The organism is Paenilisteria rustica (genome assembly GCF_013820765.1).
GTDB classification, from domain to species: domain Bacteria; phylum Bacillota; class Bacilli; order Lactobacillales; family Listeriaceae; genus Listeria_A; species Listeria_A rustica.
This window is the reverse complement of record NZ_JABJVM010000031.1, coordinates 1-20,747: the sequence shown is the minus strand read 5'-3', so window position 1 is coordinate 20,747 and position 20,747 is coordinate 1. Positions and strand designations below refer to the sequence as shown.

Below are 20,747 nucleotides of genomic sequence, written 5' to 3'. Positions count from 1 at the left end.
GCCGCTCCAGTTTTTTTCGGAGTTAAACGGGCTGATTCTGCTTTTCGTTAGATCTAGCTCCATCAGCCAACTCCTCGAAAACTTCACGCCCTTCATAAAAATCAAGAGCGGATTTTTACTGCGGCCGTTCCAGTTTTTTTCGGAGTTAAACGGGCTGATTCTGCTTTTCGTTAGATCTAGCTTCAAGAGCCAGCCTCTCGGAAATTTCGTGGCCTCCGCAAAAACCAAAAGATGGTTTTTACTGCGGCCTCTAACAATTTCTGTCGAGGCTAAACGGGCTCTTTCAGCTTTTTAGACTTGTGAATTACCTCACTATTTAGAATTAGATAATCTTGCGCGAAAATACTTGCAATTTAAGCGGAAATGGGGGATTATTAAAGCATGTACGAAGCTTTACTAATCATTTGAGAAAAGGATGGGGATCCACACATGGTTTATCTACAAAAGCACGACAAGGCAGTTTTTGATGCAATTGAGTTAGAGTTAGGCAGACAACGCAGTAATATCGAGTTAATCGCATCGGAGAATTTCGTAACGGAACAGGTTATGGAAGCGATGGGATCTGTTTTAACAAACAAATACGCAGAAGGTTACCCTGGCAAACGCTATTATGGCGGTTGTGAATATGTTGATATTGTAGAAAACTTAGCTCGTGATCGCGCGAAACAATTATTTGGCGCCGAGTACGCTAACGTTCAACCTCACTCTGGAGCACAAGCAAACATGGCGGTTTATCACGCTACGCTGAAGCCGGGAGACGTTGTTCTTGGAATGAATTTATCTCATGGTGGCCATTTAACACACGGTAGCCCAGCTAATTTTAGCGGTGAGTTGTATAAATTTGTGGCTTATGGTGTGGATGAAGAAACGAAACAAATTGATTATGACAAAGTTCGTGAAATTGCTCTAGAACACAAACCGAAAATGATCGTCGCGGGAGCAAGCGCTTATCCACGTGCGATTGATTTTGCTAAATTCCGTGAAATCGCGGATGAAGTTGGCGCCTACTTAATGGTCGACATGGCTCATATCGCTGGCCTTGTTGCGACAGGTCATCACCAAAACCCAGTTCCGTATGCAGACTTCGTAACAACGACAACGCATAAAACACTGCGCGGCCCACGTGGAGGTATGATTTTAGCGAAGGCAGAATGGGAAGCGAAACTAAATAAAGCCATTTTCCCAGGAATTCAAGGTGGTCCATTAATGCACGTTATTGCGGCGAAAGCAGTCGCATTTGGCGAAGCGTTACAGCCTGAATTCACAACATACAGCGAAAATATCTTAAAAAATTCGAAACAATTGGCGAAAACACTACAAGAAAATGATGTAGCGGTCCTAACAGGCGGTTCTGATAATCACCTGCTTCTAATCGATTTAAAACCACTGGGTCTAACTGGAAAAGCAGCAGAAGCAGTGCTTGACGATGTCGGTTTGACTGTAAACAAAAATACAATTCCATTTGAAACAGAAAGTCCTTTTGTAACGAGCGGTATTCGTGTAGGTGTTGCAGCAGTAACGACACGCGGCTTTGACGAAGAAGCGATTGCTAGAGTTGGAAAACTTATTGCTAAAGTATTGCATAACTTAGAAGATGAGGCTGTCCTTGCAGAAGTGAAACAAGAAGTAGCCGAAATCACAGCTGAATATCCATTATATCCATCACTATAAACGGAAGAGGAGTCTGGACATAACCCAGATAAATCGGCGACAAGCGTTCGCATTCAGGGGATTAGGCGGACTTCCGGTTCTCACATACACCAGTATGCTCCGCTTCCGGCTTCCACCAAATCCCCTGAATACAAACGCTTTCGCTCGATTTGTATAAAGCAGAATTTTTCGTCCTACCCGAAGAAATGGGAGGGCGCTTTTGCTTTGTCTTGAGTTTTGTCTTAGCCTCTTTTTTGTAGTATTTTTTACGAAACGATTTAATACTTGCACAAGCGTGATTCTCTGATACAATAAGAGAAGGAAATTTACCTTAAAGGAGCGAATATAATGGCAAAAGTACACGTAATAGATCACCCATTAGTTCAACATAAATTAACAATTATCCGCGACAAAGATACAGGAACGAAAGCATTTCGTGAATTAGTCAACGAAGTCGCAACATTAATGGCGTATGAAATTACACGCGATGTCGAGCTAGAAGACACATTTGTTGAAACACCGCTACAAAGAACACCCGCAAAAACAATCGCAGGTAAAAAATTAGGCGTGGTTCCAATTTTGCGCGCAGGCCTAGGCATGGCGGACGGAATTCTAACACTTATTCCCGCTGCAAAAGTAGGGCACGTGGGGCTTTACCGCGATCACGACACATTAGAACCAGTCGAGTATTTTGTGAAATTACCATCTGACGTGGAAGAACGCCTATTCATCGTGGTTGATCCAATGCTTGCCACAGGTGGTTCTGCAATCATGGCTATTGACTGCCTGAAAAAACGCGGTGCTAAAAATATGAAATTCATGTGTTTAGTTGCGGCTCCAGAGGGAATTAAAGCACTACAAGAGGCACATCCAGATGTGGATATTTTCGTCGCCGGCTTGGATGAAAAACTAGACGAACATGGTTACATTATTCCAGGTTTAGGTGATGCCGGCGACCGCTTGTTCGGTACAAAATAAAACAATAGAGACACAAGAACGAGGAAGCACAGGTTTCCTCGTTTTTTCAGAAAGGGTTGGAAACTATGAGTAAAATTAAAGTAATGAGTGTTTTCGGAACACGACCAGAAGCGATAAAAATGGCTCCACTAGTTTTAGAATTTGAGAAGCAAAAAGAGTTTTTCGAGTCTCGCGTAGTAATCACAGCGCAACATCGTGAAATGCTAGACCAAGTATTGGATATTTTCAACGTGCAGCCAGATGTAGATTTAAATATTATGCAAAAAAAGCAAACGCTAACGGACATCACAACACGTGCGATGCAAGGCTTGAATGAAGTGATTGCCGAGGAAAAACCAGATATCGTTCTTGTTCACGGTGATACGACGACAAGTTTTGCGGCGGCGCTAGCTGCTTTCTACAACCAAACGGCTATCGGGCATGTAGAGGCGGGCTTGCGGACATGGAATAAATATTCGCCATTCCCAGAAGAGATGAACCGCCAACTGACGGGTGTCATGGCTGATTTGCATTTCTCACCAACTTCACAATCGAAGCAAAATCTGCTAGACGAAGGCAAGAACCCAGATACTATTTTTGTCACAGGTAATACCGCGATCGATGCGCTGAAAACAACAGTTCAAGAAGACTATCATCATCCAATTTTAGATGGTCTAGGCGATAATCGATTAATCCTAATGACCGCGCATCGTCGCGAAAATCTTGGTGCACCAATGCAAGGAATTTTTGAAGCTGTTCGTGAAATTGCAGAGTCACGTGAAGATGTTGAAATAGTGTACCCAATGCACATGAACCCAGCTGTTCGTGAAAAAGCAACCGCAATTCTTGGCGGACATCCACGCATCCATCTTATTGAGCCGCTGGACGCAATCGATTTCCATAATTTCTTGAAAAAATCTTATCTTGTGTTCACGGATTCCGGCGGTGTACAGGAAGAAGCACCTGGAATGGGAGTTCCAGTTTTAGTGCTACGCGATACAACCGAGCGCCCAGAAGGTGTGGAAGCTGGTACCTTGAAACTTATCGGCACCGCTAAAGAAGATTTGAAAAAAGAAGCTTTCGATTTACTGGATAATAAAGATGCCTATCTAAAAATGGCAAATGCAAGCAATCCTTATGGAGACGGCGAAGCATCTGCACGAATTTTAGAAGCCATCAAGTTCCATTTCCAAAAAACAACAGAACGTCCATCAGACTATACTGTATAAAAATAATCAGATCATCTCTCGTTTCAAAAATTTGTGCGAGAGATGGTCTTTTATTTTCTGTGAATAGTTCGTTTTATTACGCCTAAAAACCTATGAAAAAACAAGAAATCCCAATGGAAGCGTATCAGTATTACAGATATATTACGAGACAAGTTTTTGCTAGAGCTTTACAGGAGATTGTGTTAAGATGAACAATGTTATTACAAAAGAGCCTAAGATTTAGCTGTTCATGAAATGCGTAAGGGATAATTGCTGCAAGTCAGCACTGTCTCAATCCCGCCGACGTCCTACATATCAGGACGTGGACAGAATTGACCCAAGTGTGCTGGGTAATTATAACTTCATATTCAAGTCATACGTGTCTAGCTATTTTTCACTGGAAGGAAGCTTTCGCAACCACGTACCTTGCCGAAAGTCTTTTACCAAATCAGGTGAGAGCTTTTTTTGTATAATTAATTGTGAAAGTATAAACAAAATTGTGAGCTTTCTAAGGAACATGGAGGTGTAGCGAAAGATAAACTACTCTGAAAAAAATCCAAACACTACAGACTATGGTGAAATCTGGATAATATGAATGATTTTTCAAAAAAATGTTAAAAATCAATTCGCATTATTTCCTTGAAGCAGTGTTATTGTGGTAGAATTGTTACCAAGTAGGTACGGAATTTGTGAAAAGATATTGACTTTTTACTTTTGCCTATTGTATGCTAAAAACTAACGCACTGATAAGGCTTACAGCTGTGTTTAATTTTTTGTTAGCAAATGGGTAATGTGTAAAAAATCACAAACTCCAAGCTTACTTCTGTCTTAAAATCCGAGTCACATTTTACAGACGGGAAGCAAGAAATACCAATAACATTAAGAAAGGACATCTGCCGGAATGTTAGAATCACTAATAGGAATGTATCATCGTCATCAGAAATACATCATTGCTTTTGTTGGTATATGTGTAGCTGGATGGTTACTAACCCCACATGTACATATTTTTTTGGGGCTAAAACTGGGGATTATTGTAGGTTGGTTTAACTACTGGCTGTTGATGAGACGTACACAAGCCATGACGAAAGCGATTGCCGAGAAGCGAACCTTTTATGGCATGGGCACAACAGCAAGAATGGGAAGCGTTCTACTTGCAACAATCATTGCGACACAAGTACCGGATTTCTTTCACGTTTATAGTATGGTGATTGGTTTGGGCATTGTTTATTCCGTGGTTTTCTTGGATTTTGTTATCTATTCCATCTACCGGAAGAAAAACGCTTAAAAAGAGAGAGGGGTGAACCAAATTGGAAGAGGAATTTCCAATATGGTACTTAGGGAAATTAGCATTTAACTTGTCTAATGTCCTGATGATCACAGTCACATGTGTTATCGTACTTTTTATTGCAATCTTTTGTACGAGAAAGCTACAAATGCGTCCCACAGGAAAACAGAACTTTATTGAATGGGTAATGGACTTTGTTAAAGGCATTATCAACAGTAATATGGACTGGAAAACTGGTGGGAGATTCCACGTATTAGGAATTACGTTGATATTCTTTATCTTCGTAGCCAATATGTTAGGATTGCCAATGCAAATAGCTGTCGGCGGCGAAGTATGGTGGCGTTCACCTACTGCTGATCCGATTGTAACACTAACCTTGGCCGTGCTCATTATCGGGTTGACTCATTATTATGGAATCAAACTTAGAGGAGTTAAGCATTATGTTGTCGGAACTTACTTCAGCCCAATGAAATTTTTATTCCCATTGAAGCTGGTAGAAGAGTTCGCCAACACATTGACACTCGGTTTGCGTCTATACGGTAACATTTTTGCAGGGGAAGTATTGCTAAGCATTATCGCTTTACAATTAGCACATATTAACCCAGTAGTTGGCGTATTTGCCATTATTCCAGCAGTGGTTTGGCAAGGATTCTCCGTATTTATCGGTGCTATTCAAGCCTACCTATTCACCGTGTTGACAATGGTTTACATGTCGCACAAAGTAAGTGACGAACACTAAGCAACACTCGCCACATCTAAGTCAAGTCAGAGCTATGAGGCAAAACTCATAATCTTTTTATAAACAAAAATAAATTAGAAGATAATTCGAGGAGGATATTTATTATGTCATTAGGTGCAATTGCAGCGGCTATCGCCGTAGGTTTAGGAGCTCTAGGAGCAGGTATTGGTAACGGTCTTATCGTATCAAAAACAGTTGAAGGTGTTGCTCGTCAACCAGAAGCACGTTCTATGCTACAAACAATCATGTTCATTGGTGTAGGTTTAGTTGAGGCCCTTCCAATCATCGCTGTTGTTATCGCGTTCATGGTAATGAATAAGTAATTAGAAAACGTGGCGGGATCCACTCGCCATTCCTTTATGTGTCAAAAAACATGAAACGATAAAAAGCGAATGTATGGAAAGGAGTGAATCGAACGTGCTAGGATTTAATATTGCACTAGGTTCAGCCGTTTTTACAGCTGGTGATTCTATTTTTACCGTCGTAGCATTCTGTATTTTGTTAGTCTTAATCCGAATTTATGCATGGAAACCTTTGATGAATATCATGAAGGCCCGTGAAGAGCATATCGCATCGGAAATCGACTCTGCAGAAGAAAGTCGTGTACAAGCAGAAGCCCTGTTAGCCGAACAAAAAGAAGTTCTTCAACAAGCTCGTTTGGAATCTCAAACAATGATTGAGAACGCTAAACAACTTGGTGAAAAAGAACGCGAAGAAATCATCAAAGTTGCGCGCGCTGAAAGTGAACGCATTAAAGAAGAAGCCAAAAGCGATATTACTCGCGAAAAAGAAGATGCTATCAAAGCCCTTCGTGAACAAGTCGGCTCCTTGTCTGTCTTAATCGCATCCAAAGTTATTGAAAAGAACTTGGACGAAGAAGCACAAACCGCACTTGTACAAGAGTATATCGGAAAGTTAGGCGATGACAAATGAGCAAAGATTTCGAAGTTGCGAATCGTTACGCCGTAGCACTTTTTGAAGTTGCGAAAGATGAGCAATTGATCGACCAGTTCGATACGGAGCTCGCGGTTGTGAAGGAATCAATAGAACAAAATTCTGATTTCGCTACACTAATCGAAAATCCAACGCTCACAGATGATGCTAAGAAAAATATGATCGCAACTGTCTTTAGTGGTTTAACGCCAGTATTAAAAGATTTCATTTTTCTGCTAATCGACCGTGGACGCGAGGATTATCTAGTAACTATCATTGATCGCTATCTACAAAAAGTAAAAGACGCTCGTGGCATTGCCGACGCAGATGTATATTCCGTTATTCCGCTTTCAGAGGCAGAAGAAGCAGAGTTATCCAAAGCGTTCGCTGCAAAAATGGCTAAAAACGAGTTAAATATTCATAATCATATCGATCCGTCCCTTCTTGGAGGCGTGCGGGTAGTTATTGGAAACCGTATCTATGACGGCAGTCTAAAATCTAAACTAAGAGACCTGGAGCGACAAATTAAATTGTAGGCTTTCAGTGTAACAAGGGGTGAATTTGATGAGCATAAAAGCTGAAGAGATTAGTTCTCTCATAAAGCAACAAATTGAAAATTATCAATCGGAGCTAAAAGTTAGCGATGTTGGAACAGTTACCTATATCGGTGATGGTATCGCGCGTGCTCACGGATTAGATAACGCAATGGCTGGAGAGCTTCTCGAGTTCTCAAACGGCGTTATGGGTATGGCTCAAAACTTAGAGACCAATGATGTTGGTATCATTATTTTGGGACCTTATACTGAAATCCGTGAAGGCGATGAAGTTCGTCGTACAGGAAAAATCATGGAAGTGCCAGTTGGCGAAGGCCTTATCGGTCGTGTTGTCAACGCACTTGGTCAACCTGTCGACGGTTTAGGCCCAATTGAATCAAGCGGCACACGCCCAATCGAAGCAATTGCGCCAGGCGTTATGCAGCGTCAATCCGTTAACGAACCACTTCAAACAGGAATTAAAGCTATCGATGCCCTAGTGCCAATCGGTCGTGGTCAACGTGAGTTAATCATCGGTGACCGCCAAACTGGTAAAACAACCGTTGCTATCGATACAATCCTAAACCAAGCAGACCAAGATATGATTTGTATCTACGTTGCCATTGGTCAAAAAGAATCAACAGTTCGTACGGCAGTTGAAACATTGCGTAAACACGGAGCGCTTGATTACACAATCGTTGTAACAGCATCCGCATCTCAACCAGCTCCATTACTATACTTAGCTCCATACGCTGGTGTTGCGATGGGTGAAGAATTCATGTATAACGGCAAACACGTTTTGATTATCTATGATGATTTATCAAAACAAGCTGCTGCTTATCGTGAACTTTCCTTGCTACTTCGTCGTCCTCCAGGTCGTGAAGCCTATCCAGGGGATGTATTCTACTTGCATTCTCGCTTACTAGAACGTGCTGCAAAATTAAATGACGCATTAGGTGGGGGTTCAATCACAGCCCTACCGTTCGTAGAAACGCAAGCCGGAGATATCTCCGCTTACATCCCTACAAACGTTATCTCGATAACAGATGGTCAAATTTTCTTGCAATCCGATCTATTCTTCTCTGGTGTTCGTCCCGCAATCAATGCCGGGTTATCCGTATCCCGTGTTGGTGGATCAGCACAAATCAAAGCCATGAAAAAAGTTGCCGGAACGCTTCGCCTAGATTTAGCATCCTATCGTGAGTTAGAATCTTTCTCGCAATTCGGTTCTGATCTTGACGCAGCAACACGTGCTAAACTAGAACGCGGTAAACGTACAGTAGAAGTTCTGAAACAAGATTTACACAAACCACTAAAAGTTGAAAAACAAATCCTGATTCTATACACATTGGTTCACTCCTTCTTGGATGATATTCCTGTAACAGATGTGTTGCGTTTCGAAAGCGAAATGAATACGTGGTTCGATCATAACCGTCCAGAACTATTGGAAACGATTCGTACAACGAAATCATTACCAGACGAAGCAGAGTTAGATAGTGCGATTAAAGAATTTAAAAATACATTTGTTCCCTCAGAAGCCTAAACCGTTTTTGATTAACAAACGAAACAAAGGTGGTGAAAATCTTTGGCATCTTTAATAGATATTAAGCAGCGAATCACTTCTACAAAGAAAACCAGTCAAATTACAAAGGCTATGCAAATGGTTTCTGCATCCAAACTAGGTCGTGCAGAAGAAAAAGCAAGAGCCTACGCTCCGTACGTAGAAAAAATTCGAGATGTTGTAACCCATGTTGCTTCTGGTAACAGTGCAGACCATCCGATGCTAGTAACACGAGCAGTCCACAGAACGGGCTATATCGTCGTCACTTCGCATAAAGGTCTGGCAGGCGCTTATAACAGTAATGCTATCAAAGAAGTGTACAAACAAATTCAAGAAAAGCATACTTCAAGCGATGAATATGCAATTATCGCATTAGGAAGAGCTGGTGCAGACTTTTTTAAAGCCCGCAGTATGAATGTTGTTTTGGAGGTACCAAGTATTTCGGATCATCCAATCTTTGCTGAGATTAAAGATGTTGCGCGCAATACCGTTCAAATGTTCGAAGATGGTGTTTTCGATGAAGTATTCATCGTCTACAACCACCATGTGAACTCAATTTCTCAATCTATACGAAATGAAAAATTGCTGCCACTTACAGAGTTTCATGAAAATGAGACGGAACACGATTTGACGACATATGAATTCGAACCTTCCGAAGGTGAGATTTTAGAAGTATTGTTACCGCAATATGTTGAGAGTTTGATTTTCGGTGCGATTTTGGATGCTAAAGCTGCAGAACATGCCGCTCGTATGACAGCAATGAGAAGTGCGACGGATAATGCAACCGATATTATTGACGATCTATCATTACAATATAACCGTGCTCGCCAAGCTGCGATTACGCAAGAAATAACAGAAATCATTGGTGGCGTAGCGGCTCTCGAATAAAATTTTGAGAGTCCATGCACCTTTAAAGTTCCCAATTAGGGAAAGCAAGTGAGGAGGAAAATCGCATGACTGAAGGACGAATAATCCAAGTTATGGGTCCCGTTGTAGATGTAAAGTTCGATAACCACTTACCTGAAATCTACAGCGCGCTTAAAGTTGAACATAAAGCACTATCCGAAGAGGAAAAAAGTGTGGAACTAACGCTTGAAGTAGCTATCCATTTAGGCGACAATGTCGTCCGTACCATTGCGATGGCTTCAACAGACGGAGTTCAAAGAGGCATGACAGTTATTGACACTGAAAGCCCAATCACAGTTCCAGTTGGAAATATTACTCTTGGACGTGTGTTCAATGTACTTGGAGAAACAATTGATTTAGATGAGCCGATCGCAAGTGACGTTCAACGCAATAAAATTCACCGCCTAGCACCAACGTTTGATGAACTTTCTACTACAACTGAAATCTTGGAAACAGGAATTAAAGTAGTAGATCTTTTAGCCCCTTACGTTAAAGGTGGTAAAATTGGTTTGTTCGGTGGTGCCGGTGTAGGTAAAACAGTACTTATTCAAGAGCTCATTCATAATATTGCCCAAGAACATGGTGGTATTTCGGTATTTGCCGGCGTAGGTGAACGTACTCGTGAAGGTAATGACCTTTACTTTGAAATGAAAGACTCAGGCGTTATTGAAAAAACAGCCATGGTATTCGGACAAATGAATGAGCCACCAGGTGCGCGTATGCGTGTTGCTTTGACTGGTTTGACAATTGCGGAATATTTCCGTGATGTTGAACATCAAGATGTGCTACTATTCATCGATAACATTTTCCGATTCACACAAGCTGGTTCAGAGGTTTCTGCCTTACTAGGTCGTATGCCATCTGCCGTAGGTTACCAACCAACATTGGCAACTGAAATGGGACAATTGCAAGAGCGTATCACATCCACAAACGTTGGATCTGTTACATCTATCCAAGCAATCTACGTTCCGGCCGATGATTATACCGATCCAGCACCAGCAACAACATTCGCCCATTTAGATGCAACAACTAACTTGGAGCGTAAATTAACAGAACAAGGTATTTACCCTGCGGTAGATCCACTTGCGTCAACATCACGTGCCCTTGCTCCGGATATCGTTGGAGAAGATCACTATGAAGTTGCAACACAAGTACAGCAATTATTACAACGCTACAAAGAACTACAAGATATCATTGCGATTCTAGGTATGGATGAGTTGTCAGATGAAGATAAACAAGCCGTTGGACGTGCTCGTCGCGTACAATTCTTCTTGAGTCAAAACTTCCATGTTGCCGAGCAATTTACTGGCCAAAAAGGTTCTTATGTACCAGTAAAAGAAACGGTCAAAGGTTTCCAAGATATTCTTGCAGGTAAATACGATCACCTCCCAGAAGATGCGTTCCGTTCATTGGGACGCATTGAAGAGGTTATCGAAAAAGCCAAAAGCATGGGCGTTGAAGTTTAATAAAAACAGGAGGAGATACACATGGGCATTTTAAATGTAAGTATTGTTACTCCAGATGGTCCTGTTTTCAGCGGTGAAGCGAGCATGGTTATCGCAAGAACAAAAGCCGGCGAATTAGGCATTTTACCTGGCCATGTTCCTTTAGTAGCCCCTCTAAAAATTGATGTGGTGCGTTTAAAGCATGATGGCAAAGAAGAGTGGGTTGCAGTAAATGGCGGATTTATGGAAGTAAATGGTGAAGAAGTAAATATATTAGCAGACACGGCTGAACGAGAAGAAGAGATCGATATCGTTCGTGCAGAAGCTGCTAGACAGCGTGCAGAAGATGAACTACGAGAGGCGAAGAGCAAACAAGTCGATGAACTAAAAGCGGAAGTAGCTCTTCAAAAAGCAGTAAATCGGATTCACGCCTACAACAAAAAGTAAGGCAGAATGAGTTTGGAGTTGCCCATTTTAGAATGGATACAGCTCCAAGCTCATTTACTACATTCTCTAAAAATAAAGAAGCAAAGCATATAAAATTGTTATTCAGTGAAAATACTGGTAGAATGATAGAGGCTGATAAAATTTTTGGAGGTAATAGATGTATACAGTTATTGGACAACAGGCAATTATCGTCATGGTTTCACACTTACTTTTCATCGTTATTGCTTTTTGGGCACTTCAAGCACTTCACTTTGAAAAGCTAATACGCCGCGACCATGTGATACAAGCGAGAGTACTGTATCTCATTATTGCAGTAGCTTTAGGAGTTACAATTAGTAATTTCTTTTTAGATTACTTTATTTCAGCAAGGCAACTAGGCAATTTATTCGGAAATTAATTGAAAAAGCTTATACATGTTCGAAATTGATATAACTCTTTTAAAATTAGTGTTGAAATGTAGTAAGCATTAATGGTAAAATGTTCAGAGTATGAGTAAAGATAAGAATACATTTCAGGATTAATTTTAAGTGATGTATATCAAATATGAATAGAGTAATTAATACGCGGAGGGGTTCGTTTTGGAAAAAATTATTGTCCGTGGTGGGAATAAATTAGAGGGAACAGTGAAAGTAGAAGGCGCCAAAAATGCTGTTTTACCTGTTATAGCCGCTACCTTACTAGCTAGCAAAGGAACAAGCACGTTAAGAAATGTACCACGTCTATCTGATGTCTACACAATTAACGAAGTACTAAAATATCTAAAAACAGATGTATCTTTTGAAGATGACGTTGTTACTGTTAATGCCACAGGAGATATCTTATCAGATACGCCGTTTGAATATGTTCGTAAGATGCGTGCTTCTATCGTTGTTATGGGGCCACTTCTAGCTCGTACAGGTTCAGCGCGGGTAGCATTACCAGGTGGTTGTGCTATAGGATCACGCCCAGTTGATTTACATTTAAAAGGTTTCGAGGCAATGGGGGCCAATGTAAGAATTGAAAATGGCTATATTGAAGCAACTGCAGAAAAATTAGTAGGAGCTAAAATATATTTGGATTTTCCAAGTGTAGGAGCAACTCAAAATATTATGATGGCCGCTACATTAGCTGAGGGTACAACGGTTATTGAGAACGTAGCAAGAGAGCCTGAAATTGTTGATTTAGCTAATTTCTTAAACCAAATGGGTGCTCGAGTTATTGGTGCGGGCACAGAAGTGATTCGCATTGAGGGTGTTAAAGAGCTTACTGCAACAGACCATTCTATTATTCCAGATCGAATTGAAGCTGGTACATTCATGATTGCAGCGGCAATTACTGAAGGAAATGTGTTTATTGAAGATATGGTACCAGAACACATCAGTTCGCTTATTGCAAAGCTAGAAGAAATGGGCGTTAAAATCGTCGAAGAAAATAATGGCGTTCGAGTTATTGGCCCTAAAAATCTGAAGGCTGTTGATGTAAAGACTTTACCTCATCCAGGTTTCCCGACAGATATGCAATCTCAAATGATGGTTATTCAAATGTTAAGTACTGGTACAAGCGTTATGACAGAAACTGTTTTTGAAAACCGATTTATGCATGTTGAAGAAATGCGCAGAATGAACGCAGATATGAAAATTGAAGGCCATTCTGTTATCATTTCTGGCCCAGCTAAACTGCAAGGTGCGGAAGTAGCTGCAACGGATTTGCGCGCAGCAGCAGCGTTAGTTCTCGCTGGTTTAGTAGCTGATGGATACACACAAGTGACTGAACTTAAATATTTAGACCGAGGCTATCATAATTTCCACATTAAATTGAAAGCCTTAGGCGCGGATATTGAACGCGTACCGAATTCTGAAAAAGTTAATGTAAAGGAAACAACGAAATAAATAAACGGACTAGGTCGTAACTGATCTAGTTTTTTTATTTGTCAAAAAGATTTTCTTACTTACAATTAGTGAAAAGATATATATGTTAAAAGAAATATGCTATAATGCAAAAGAGGTAGTATGAGGCAATACATATGAAACAACACAGAAAGGGGTCATTGTAAATTATGGCAAAAGATGTTGGGATAGATTTGGGTACTGCAAATGTTCTTATTCATGTAAAAGGAAAGGGTATTGTATTAAATGAACCATCTGTTGTAGCAATTAATAATATTACAAATGAAGTATTGGCGGTAGGGACAGAAGCACGTAATATGGTTGGGAGAACTCCAGGTAATATAACGGCAATCAAACCTATGAAAGACGGCGTGATTGCTGATTTCGATATTGTTCAAGAAATGTTACGTATTTTCCTACAAAAGCTAGATTTAAAAGGATTCTTCTCTAAGCCAAGAGTTTTAATCTGTTGCCCAACGAATATAACTTCTGTAGAGCAAAAAGCGATACGGCAAGCAGCTGAGCAAAGTGGCGGGAAACAGGTATTTATGGAAGAAGAGCCCAAAGTAGCCGCAATCGGTGCAGGTATGGATATTTTCCAACCAAGCGGAAATATGGTTATTGATATAGGTGGCGGTACGACAGATATTGCGGTTCTATCTATGGGTGATATTGTTACCAGTAAATCAGTGAAACTCGCAGGGAATCAACTGGATGGTGACATTCTACAATATATTAAGCGCCAGTATAATCTTTTAATAGGCGAGAGAACTTCTGAAGAACTAAAAATTAATGTTGCAACTGCGTCAATCGGAGCACGAAAAGAATCAATGGATATCCGAGGACGAGATTTAGTAACAGGTCTACCTAAAACTGTAACAGTAACCAGTGAGGAAATTGAGTTAGCTCTAAGAGAATCTGTGCATGTTATTGTTCAAGCTGCAAAGCAAGTACTAGAACAAACGCCACCAGAACTTTCAGCAGACATTATTGATCGTGGGATTATCATGACGGGCGGAGGAGCTTTGCTACACGGCTTAGATGAACTACTAGCTGAAGAATTAAAGGTCCCTGTTTTGCTTGCTGAAAACCCTCTAGATGCGGTTGCGATTGGAACAGGAATACTCTTAGAAAATACATCACGCGCTAAGAAAAACTTGCTTTAGAAAATAATTGGGGTGATAGCTTGTCTCTTAGAGTAGAGCTTGTTGACCAGTCAAATTGGGAAGAGATTATTAATTTGACCGTAGATTCCAGCCAAGTAAACTTTATTGAATCAAATGCCTGCTCCATTGTAGAGTCGCATTATACAGATGGCTGGTATCCTCTAGGCTTGTACTCAGAGGAAGTATTAGTTGGCTTTGCAATGTACGGTTGTTATGAGAACGATGCTGTTTGGTTAGATCGTTTCATGATAGATAAAAGATATCAAGGGCAAGGATTCGGTCACAGTTTTTTAGTTTATTTGTTGGAATATCTACAGACTCAATTTAAAATCAAAAGAATATTATTAAGCTTCACGCCAGAAAACACATATGCTAGAATGTTTTATGAAAGACATGGTTTTTTTAATACAAATGAAGTAGATTCAAAGGGTGAATTAATTTTCATGTACAATTGTTCGGAGGTATGAAATGTTAGATATTAGTGAAATTAAAAAGATATTACCGCATCGCTACCCATTTTTATTGGTGGATAGAGTAATAGAGTTAGAAGACAAGAAAGTAGTAGCCATCAAAAATGTTACAGCAAATGAAGAATTTTTTAATGGACATTTCCCGGACTATCCTGTTATGCCAGGAGTCCTAATTGTAGAGGCTTTGGCTCAGGCAAGTGGGATTGCTATGATGCAAGTCGCAGGTAATGAAGGGAAAATTGGTTTATTTGCAGGTATTGATGGATGTAGATTCAAGCGTCAGGTTATTCCTGGGGACCAATTACGTCTAGAAGCTGAGATTCTTCGCTTACGTGGGTCTATTGCTAAAGCGCATGTGAGAGCAACAGTTGAAGGAGAACTAGTTTGTGAGGCAGATATAATGTTTGCTTTAACAGATGTAGTTAAATAAGAGAAGATAAGCCGCGATATTGCATTGCGGTTTTTTCTATGGAGTTATCGATAGGCTGAGTTATAGAATAGCAGACTATAGCTACGAAATAAAGAGCAGTAAAATATATCTTAACTTTGAATTTCTTTTTTTGAGTATGGTTTGGAGAGAGGGTTTCTGTTTTTCGTCTAAAAGAAAAACCTATTTTTAGCTGTGTAAAGTATAGAAAAAATTTTTTTATGGATTTTACAGATAGGAAGTTGGGAGGTATGCTAGTGAGACTAAAAAAGAAAAGAGTGATAATATGATTAATCAAGTAACACTAGTTGGCAGATTGACTGAGGATCCAGAAATGCGTTTTACATCAGAAGAAAAGGCGGTTGTGAATGTTACTGTAGCTTTAAATCGATTTGGTAGAGGTAGTAGATTAGATAATGAGGCTGATTTTATTCCCTGTGTAATATGGGGCAAACAAGCAGAGAATACAGCGGAGTATTGTCGGAAAGGGACATTAGTTGGGATAAATGGAGAGTTACAGACTAGAAATTATGTTAATAGAGAAGAAAAGAAGGTATACGTCACCGAAGTATTAGTAGATAAAATACGATTTTTGAGTAGAAATAAAGAGCAGAAAATAGACGATATTGAAATGACAATAGAAGAAAGCAATTAAAGCACCGATAATAATTGTAATCTCCTGTTATATTTATAGACGGATTTAAAAAAAGTAGTCTCTAAATGATACTATTTCTACTGAATTCCAACGTATTTTTACTATTTTTGAAATGTATAAATCAACCAAAAATAACATATTGATATAGAGAAGTTCTATTGATTAACTATTTTGAAACAAGCTACGATGTGCAGAAAAGCCAGTGAGGGAAACGTTTTTTTGAGATGAATACATTTATTAAATAAAAACAAAAATAAAAAGAAAATTTAGGCAAAATAGTTTATTGACAAATGTTACGCATGAAGGGGCGATTTCAAGACTTGTGTTACGTAGCCTTAATGGTTTAGTAACCCAATGCATTCCCCCATATGATACGATTATTCTCGAAGTTATCAAGGAGGTAATTATTACATGAAGAAAACAGTAGCTACTATTGCAGCAGGTATAGTCCTGGCTGGAATTGGAACAACTCAGGTTAGTGCGGCAGAATACAAGGTGCAATCAGGAGACTCACTATGGAAAATTTCAAATGAAAATAACATCTCCATAGATCAATTGAAACGAGATAACAATTTAAGTTCAAATGTCATTTACCCAAATCAGAAATTAGAAGTTGCAACTGCCAAAACATCTACAGCCCCAGCAGGTACATATAAAATTGTACCAGGTGACACACTAAGTAAAATTGCTCAGAATTATAAAGTTACCGTTGCCCAATTAAAATCTTGGAATTCTCTATCATCTGATTTAATTATTGCAGGTGAAACTTTAAATATCGGTAGTACGCAATCAGAGGTTACAGCTTCTGATTCAGAGGCTCCGAAGCAAGAAACTAAATCAGAAACACCAGTAGTTCAAGAAGAAACTACACAGAAACAAGAGGCGAAAACTAGTACGCCAAGTAAGCAAACACAAAGTTCAAATAAAAGCTCATCTAAAAGTGTAGCTAAAACAGTAACAGTGACTGCAACAGCGTACAGTAAAGCAGAGCCAGGTATGGGACATGTGACAGCATCTGGTATTGATTTGAATGATAATCCAAGAGTTATCGCTGTTGATCCATCTGTTATTCCACTAGGATCTAGAGTCTATGTGGAAGGATATGGAGAAGCTATCGCTGCTGATACTGGTGGAGCTATTAAAGGTAATAAAATTGATGTACATTTAGATAGTGTACAAGCTTGTTATAATTGGGGCGTTAAGACTGTAAAAGTTCAAATCCTAAACTAATAAGAAGTTAAAAAAATCCGCGGTTGATATTATATCAATTGTGGATTTTTTTATGTTGTTGTCTTAGTTACATAATGAAATGATGAGAGAATATATAATTTTAGCATAGGAAGAATCAGATATTTATGATAAACTTAGAGATATGAGAAATATAGGAGTGAACATATGAAAAGGACTGTTGAGATTCTAGGTATTCCATTTTATAATGTTTCTCAGAATGCTTTTGTAGATGAATTAATGGACGCTGCTGTGAATAAAAAGCGTAAGTTTATTGTGACAGCCAACCCTGAGATAGTCATGCATGCACAACAAGATTTGGAATTTAACCAAGTGATTCGGCAAGCGGATTATATTGTTGCAGATGGTATCGGAGTGGTTAAGGCTGCAAAGAGTATTGGGAAGCCGCTTAAGGGAAGAGTAACAGGATATGATACGATGTTAGGACTTCTTGAAAAAGCAAATGAAATGAAGCTAAGAGTATATTTTATTGGCGCTAAACCAAATGTTATAGAAAAGTTAGTGGAACACGTTAATGTAAAGTACAGTAATATTCAAATTGTAGGGGCGCGTGATGGTTATTTTGCTGCTTTTGAATCAGAAGCAATAGCGGAGGATATTTTAAGGAGTCAAGCGGATTTTGTATTTTTGGCTCTTGGATTTCCTCGACAAGAAAAATGGATATCAGCCTACTTAGAGAAGTTTGAGAAAGGCGTATTTATGGGGGTTGGTGGTAGCTTCGATGTTCTTTCTGGATGTACAAAACGTGCGCCTAGTTTTTGGGTGAAGTTTAATCTAGAGTGGTTGTATCGTATCTTGTCACAACCGAGCCGCTGGAAACGAGCGTTGGCGATTCCTCGTTTTATGTTAGCGATGAAAAAGCAAAGAAGGCAAGGGTGATTTTATATGTTTATCAAGCACGCTACTCTATATCATCTTGTAATGCCTCTAAAAGAGCCTTTTAAGACTAGTTATGGTGTTATGAAGGATAAACACCTATGCATCATTAAAATCGTCTCAAGCGAGGGCTTAGAGGGATATGGTGAGCTTGACGCATTTTCTGCTCCTTGGTACACGGAAGAAACGACACATACAGCAAGTTTGATTATTAAAGATCACTTACTGCCTATGCTTAAGAACATAAATCTTACCAATCCTCACCAAGTTAGTGAAGTTTTTCAAGTTATCCGGGGAAATGAGATGGCAAAAGCTGCTGTTGAAACGGCTGTTTGGGATGTTTTTTCAAAAATGGCGTCGCAACCGTTGACAACATACTTAGGTGGTAAACTAAGTGATATTTCTGTTGGTGTCAGCATAGGTATCAAAGAAACGCCTGATGAGTTAGTGCGAGTTGTATCCGGCTATGTTAGTGAGGGGTATTCACGAGTAAAGCTCAAGATTAAGCCTGGCTTTGACGTGGAACAAGTAGAGCAAGTCAGACGGAGTTTCCCAGAGTTATCATTGATGGTAGATGCTAATTCAGCGTATAAAAAATCAGATATTGCCGCACTGAAAAAGTTGGATCAATATAACTTAGCCATGATAGAACAACCTTTTGGGGTCACAGATTTTGTGAATCACGCGTGGTTGCAACAACAAATAAAAACGCCTATTTGTCTAGATGAAAATATCCGATCTTTAGCAGATGCAAAGCAAGCCGCAGAACTAAATAGTGCTAGAGCTATTAATATCAAAATAGCACGTGTGGGTGGACTGACTGAAGCCATTAAAATAGCTGCGTTTTGCTATGAAAATGATATGATTGCTTGGTGTGGCGGCATGTTCGAAGCAGGTATTGGTCGTGCACATAATATTGCGTTAGCATCTCGAACAGAATTTACTTTTCCAGGAGATATATCGGCTTCTAATCGTTACTTTGCACGGGATATCATCACAGAGGAATTTAGTATTAAGAATGGAAAAATCACGACTCCGGTGGGGTTGGGAATAGGTGTGGAAATAGACAGGACAAGTCTAGATTTCTACTGCAAAAGACGAGAATATATCGTTTTAACCTGAAGGATGGAGCTGAAATTAATTTGCAAATATGGATTATGATTATTTGTTTTCTAATTGGGATTTTGATTATCCCGTTAGTTCGCAAATTTGCTTTTTATATCAATGCAGTTGATGAGCCTCGTGAACGGCATATTCATACAAAAATCACACCAACATTAGGTGGGTTAGCTATATTTTTGGCATTTACTGTAGGCATGCTACTGCTAAATGTTGATAAAAGTGGTTTTTTACCAGTGTACATAGGTGCAGTGATTATTGTCGCAACTGGATTTATCGATGACATTATTGAATTATCACCTAGATGGAAACTTGTTGGTCAAATCAGCGCCGCACTTTGTGTTGTGTTGTGGGGGCAGATAACCATTGAATTTATCAATATCCCATTCATAGGCCCACTATACTTTGGCGCTTGGGCAATACCGATTACACTTATTTGGATTGTAGCGATTGTTAATGCATTAAATCTTATTGATGGATTAGATGGCCTTGCTGGAGGAGTCTCAATCATTGCTTTACTAACGATTGCGGGCATGGCATTGTTGCTCCAAGACATATTTGTAGCGCCAGTGGCATTTATGTTGATTGCTTGTATTCTAGCTTTTCTCGTGTATAATTTTCCGCCAGCAACTATCTTCATGGGGGATACGGGGTCCTTATTTTTGGGGTATATGATTGCAGTACTATCATTAATGGGCTTTAAAAATGTGACGTTTATCTCCATATTGGTGCCTTTAATTATTTTAGGTGTGCCGCTTTCTGATACTTTTTTTGCCATTATAAGAAGATTAAAAGCAAGGGCTCCAATTTCGATGGCTGATAGATCGCATATCCACCATAGACTGATGGCTTTGGGCTTCTCGCAGCGGCAAACGGTATTACTGATTTATTGCATGGCTATTTTATTTTCAATAACAGGTTTCGTATTCTCCTTTTCAACGACGTGGGGGGCCGTTATTTTATTATTATTATTGGCCTTATGTATAGAAATAATTGTAGAGTTTATCGGTTTGATTGGAGAAAATTATCGTCCAATCTTAAATATACTATCAAAAGTAAGAAGAAAAAGACCATAATAATAAGGCGCTAAGTACTAGGAAAATCCTTCTGGTACTTAGCGCCTTTACTATTTAGGCTCTATGTCAATTGTTGGGGTGAAATATCAAGGTGCGAGCTAGGGAGTCAATAGCTCGTGCCTTTTCTTAACCTACAGAGATGTCAAAATCTTTGATAAAGTGTTGGGCTAGTATTTTGGCT

The 20,747-nt window shown here is 39.6% G+C and carries 21 protein-coding genes and 2 pseudogenes; 22 read left to right on the top strand and 1 reads right to left on the bottom strand.

Features of this window, described 5'->3' with window-relative positions; genetic code table 11:
• A partial coding sequence (locus HPK16_RS16725; protein WP_220132377.1) for a hypothetical protein occupies positions 1 to 186 on the bottom strand: 186 nt, incomplete at its 3' end.
• 243 nt (positions 187 to 429) lie between these two features.
• Between HPK16_RS16725 and glyA the strand changes: the two genes are divergently transcribed.
• The 22 genes and pseudogenes from glyA to HPK16_RS16175 all read left to right on the top strand — a co-directional run bounded on the left by glyA (position 430) and on the right by HPK16_RS16175 (position 20,566).
• Positions 430 to 1,671 carry a serine hydroxymethyltransferase gene (glyA, locus tag HPK16_RS16280; RefSeq protein ID WP_181677953.1) on the top strand — a complete coding sequence of 414 codons (1,242 nt, stop codon included), beginning with the start codon at positions 430 to 432 and terminating at the stop codon, positions 1,669 to 1,671.
• A gap of 327 nt (positions 1,672 to 1,998) precedes the next feature.
• A complete protein-coding gene (gene upp, locus HPK16_RS16275) occupies positions 1,999 to 2,628 on the top strand; it encodes a uracil phosphoribosyltransferase (RefSeq protein WP_036089667.1) in 630 nt (209 codons plus the stop codon).
• Positions 2,629 to 2,693: 65 nt separating this feature from the next.
• Entirely contained in the window at positions 2,694 to 3,836 is a 1,143-nt protein-coding gene (gene wecB, locus HPK16_RS16270) for a non-hydrolyzing UDP-N-acetylglucosamine 2-epimerase (protein ID WP_181677952.1), read from the top strand.
• An 880-nt stretch (positions 3,837 to 4,716) separates the two neighbouring features.
• Positions 4,717 to 5,116, top strand: a pseudogene (locus tag HPK16_RS16265) (ATP synthase subunit I).
• Between the two features lie 6 nt (positions 5,117 to 5,122).
• Positions 5,123 to 5,839 carry a F0F1 ATP synthase subunit A gene (atpB, locus tag HPK16_RS16260; RefSeq protein ID WP_181677951.1) on the top strand — a complete coding sequence of 239 codons (717 nt, stop codon included), beginning with the start codon at positions 5,123 to 5,125 and terminating at the stop codon, positions 5,837 to 5,839.
• 104 nt (positions 5,840 to 5,943) lie between these two features.
• Complete coding sequence (gene atpE / locus HPK16_RS16255; RefSeq protein WP_036065649.1) at positions 5,944 to 6,162, top strand: F0F1 ATP synthase subunit C; 219 nt, start codon at positions 5,944 to 5,946, stop codon at positions 6,160 to 6,162.
• Positions 6,163 to 6,235: 73 nt separating this feature from the next.
• The gene (gene atpF, locus HPK16_RS16250; protein ID WP_052164766.1) at positions 6,236 to 6,772 is read left to right on the top strand and encodes a F0F1 ATP synthase subunit B; all 537 of its coding nucleotides are present in this window, start codon (positions 6,236 to 6,238) and stop codon (positions 6,770 to 6,772) included.
• A complete protein-coding gene (locus HPK16_RS16245) occupies positions 6,769 to 7,308 on the top strand; it encodes a F0F1 ATP synthase subunit delta (RefSeq protein ID WP_181677950.1) in 540 nt (179 codons plus the stop codon). Before atpF ends, HPK16_RS16245 begins: the two co-directional genes overlap by 4 nt.
• A gap of 28 nt (positions 7,309 to 7,336) precedes the next feature.
• On the top strand, positions 7,337 to 8,848 hold the full coding sequence (gene atpA / locus HPK16_RS16240; RefSeq protein WP_181677949.1) for a F0F1 ATP synthase subunit alpha: 1,512 nt from the start codon (positions 7,337 to 7,339) through the stop codon (positions 8,846 to 8,848).
• Positions 8,849 to 8,890: 42 nt separating this feature from the next.
• Positions 8,891 to 9,754: a F0F1 ATP synthase subunit gamma gene (locus HPK16_RS16235; RefSeq protein ID WP_036089685.1), complete on the top strand. Its 864-nt coding sequence runs from the start codon at positions 8,891 to 8,893 to the stop codon at positions 9,752 to 9,754.
• Positions 9,755 to 9,819: 65 nt separating this feature from the next.
• Positions 9,820 to 11,238, top strand: a complete 1,419-nt coding sequence (gene atpD, locus HPK16_RS16230) for a F0F1 ATP synthase subunit beta (RefSeq protein ID WP_181677948.1) — start codon at positions 9,820 to 9,822, stop codon at positions 11,236 to 11,238.
• A gap of 21 nt (positions 11,239 to 11,259) precedes the next feature.
• Positions 11,260 to 11,664, top strand: coding sequence for a F0F1 ATP synthase subunit epsilon (locus HPK16_RS16225; RefSeq protein WP_181677947.1), 405 nt, complete (start codon positions 11,260 to 11,262; stop codon positions 11,662 to 11,664).
• Positions 11,665 to 11,821: 157 nt separating this feature from the next.
• Positions 11,822 to 12,061: a DUF1146 family protein gene (locus HPK16_RS16220; RefSeq protein ID WP_181677946.1), complete on the top strand. Its 240-nt coding sequence runs from the start codon at positions 11,822 to 11,824 to the stop codon at positions 12,059 to 12,061.
• 181 nt (positions 12,062 to 12,242) lie between these two features.
• Positions 12,243 to 13,532: a UDP-N-acetylglucosamine 1-carboxyvinyltransferase gene (gene murA / locus HPK16_RS16215; protein WP_181677945.1), complete on the top strand. Its 1,290-nt coding sequence runs from the start codon at positions 12,243 to 12,245 to the stop codon at positions 13,530 to 13,532.
• A gap of 167 nt (positions 13,533 to 13,699) precedes the next feature.
• A complete protein-coding gene (gene mreB / locus HPK16_RS16210; RefSeq protein ID WP_181677944.1) occupies positions 13,700 to 14,695 on the top strand; it encodes a rod shape-determining protein in 996 nt (331 codons plus the stop codon).
• Between the two features lie 20 nt (positions 14,696 to 14,715).
• Positions 14,716 to 15,162: a GNAT family N-acetyltransferase gene (locus HPK16_RS16205; RefSeq protein ID WP_181677943.1), complete on the top strand. Its 447-nt coding sequence runs from the start codon at positions 14,716 to 14,718 to the stop codon at positions 15,160 to 15,162.
• Between the two features lies 1 nt (position 15,163).
• The gene (fabZ, locus tag HPK16_RS16200; protein ID WP_181677942.1) at positions 15,164 to 15,595 is read left to right on the top strand and encodes a 3-hydroxyacyl-ACP dehydratase FabZ; all 432 of its coding nucleotides are present in this window, start codon (positions 15,164 to 15,166) and stop codon (positions 15,593 to 15,595) included.
• 283 nt (positions 15,596 to 15,878) lie between these two features.
• Positions 15,879 to 16,247, top strand: coding sequence for a single-stranded DNA-binding protein (locus tag HPK16_RS16195; protein WP_181677941.1), 369 nt, complete (start codon positions 15,879 to 15,881; stop codon positions 16,245 to 16,247).
• 411 nt (positions 16,248 to 16,658) lie between these two features.
• On the top strand, positions 16,659 to 17,477 hold the full coding sequence (locus HPK16_RS16190) for a LysM peptidoglycan-binding and 3D domain-containing protein (RefSeq protein ID WP_181677940.1): 819 nt from the start codon (positions 16,659 to 16,661) through the stop codon (positions 17,475 to 17,477).
• 165 nt (positions 17,478 to 17,642) lie between these two features.
• Entirely contained in the window at positions 17,643 to 18,374 is a 732-nt protein-coding gene (locus HPK16_RS16185) for a WecB/TagA/CpsF family glycosyltransferase (protein ID WP_181677939.1), read from the top strand.
• Between the two features lie 6 nt (positions 18,375 to 18,380).
• Positions 18,381 to 19,506: pseudogene (menC, locus tag HPK16_RS16180) on the top strand (o-succinylbenzoate synthase).
• 22 nt (positions 19,507 to 19,528) lie between these two features.
• Positions 19,529 to 20,566 carry a glycosyltransferase family 4 protein gene (locus HPK16_RS16175; protein WP_425487946.1) on the top strand — a complete coding sequence of 346 codons (1,038 nt, stop codon included), beginning with the start codon at positions 19,529 to 19,531 and terminating at the stop codon, positions 20,564 to 20,566.
• The last annotated feature ends 181 nt before the right edge of the window (positions 20,567 to 20,747 follow it).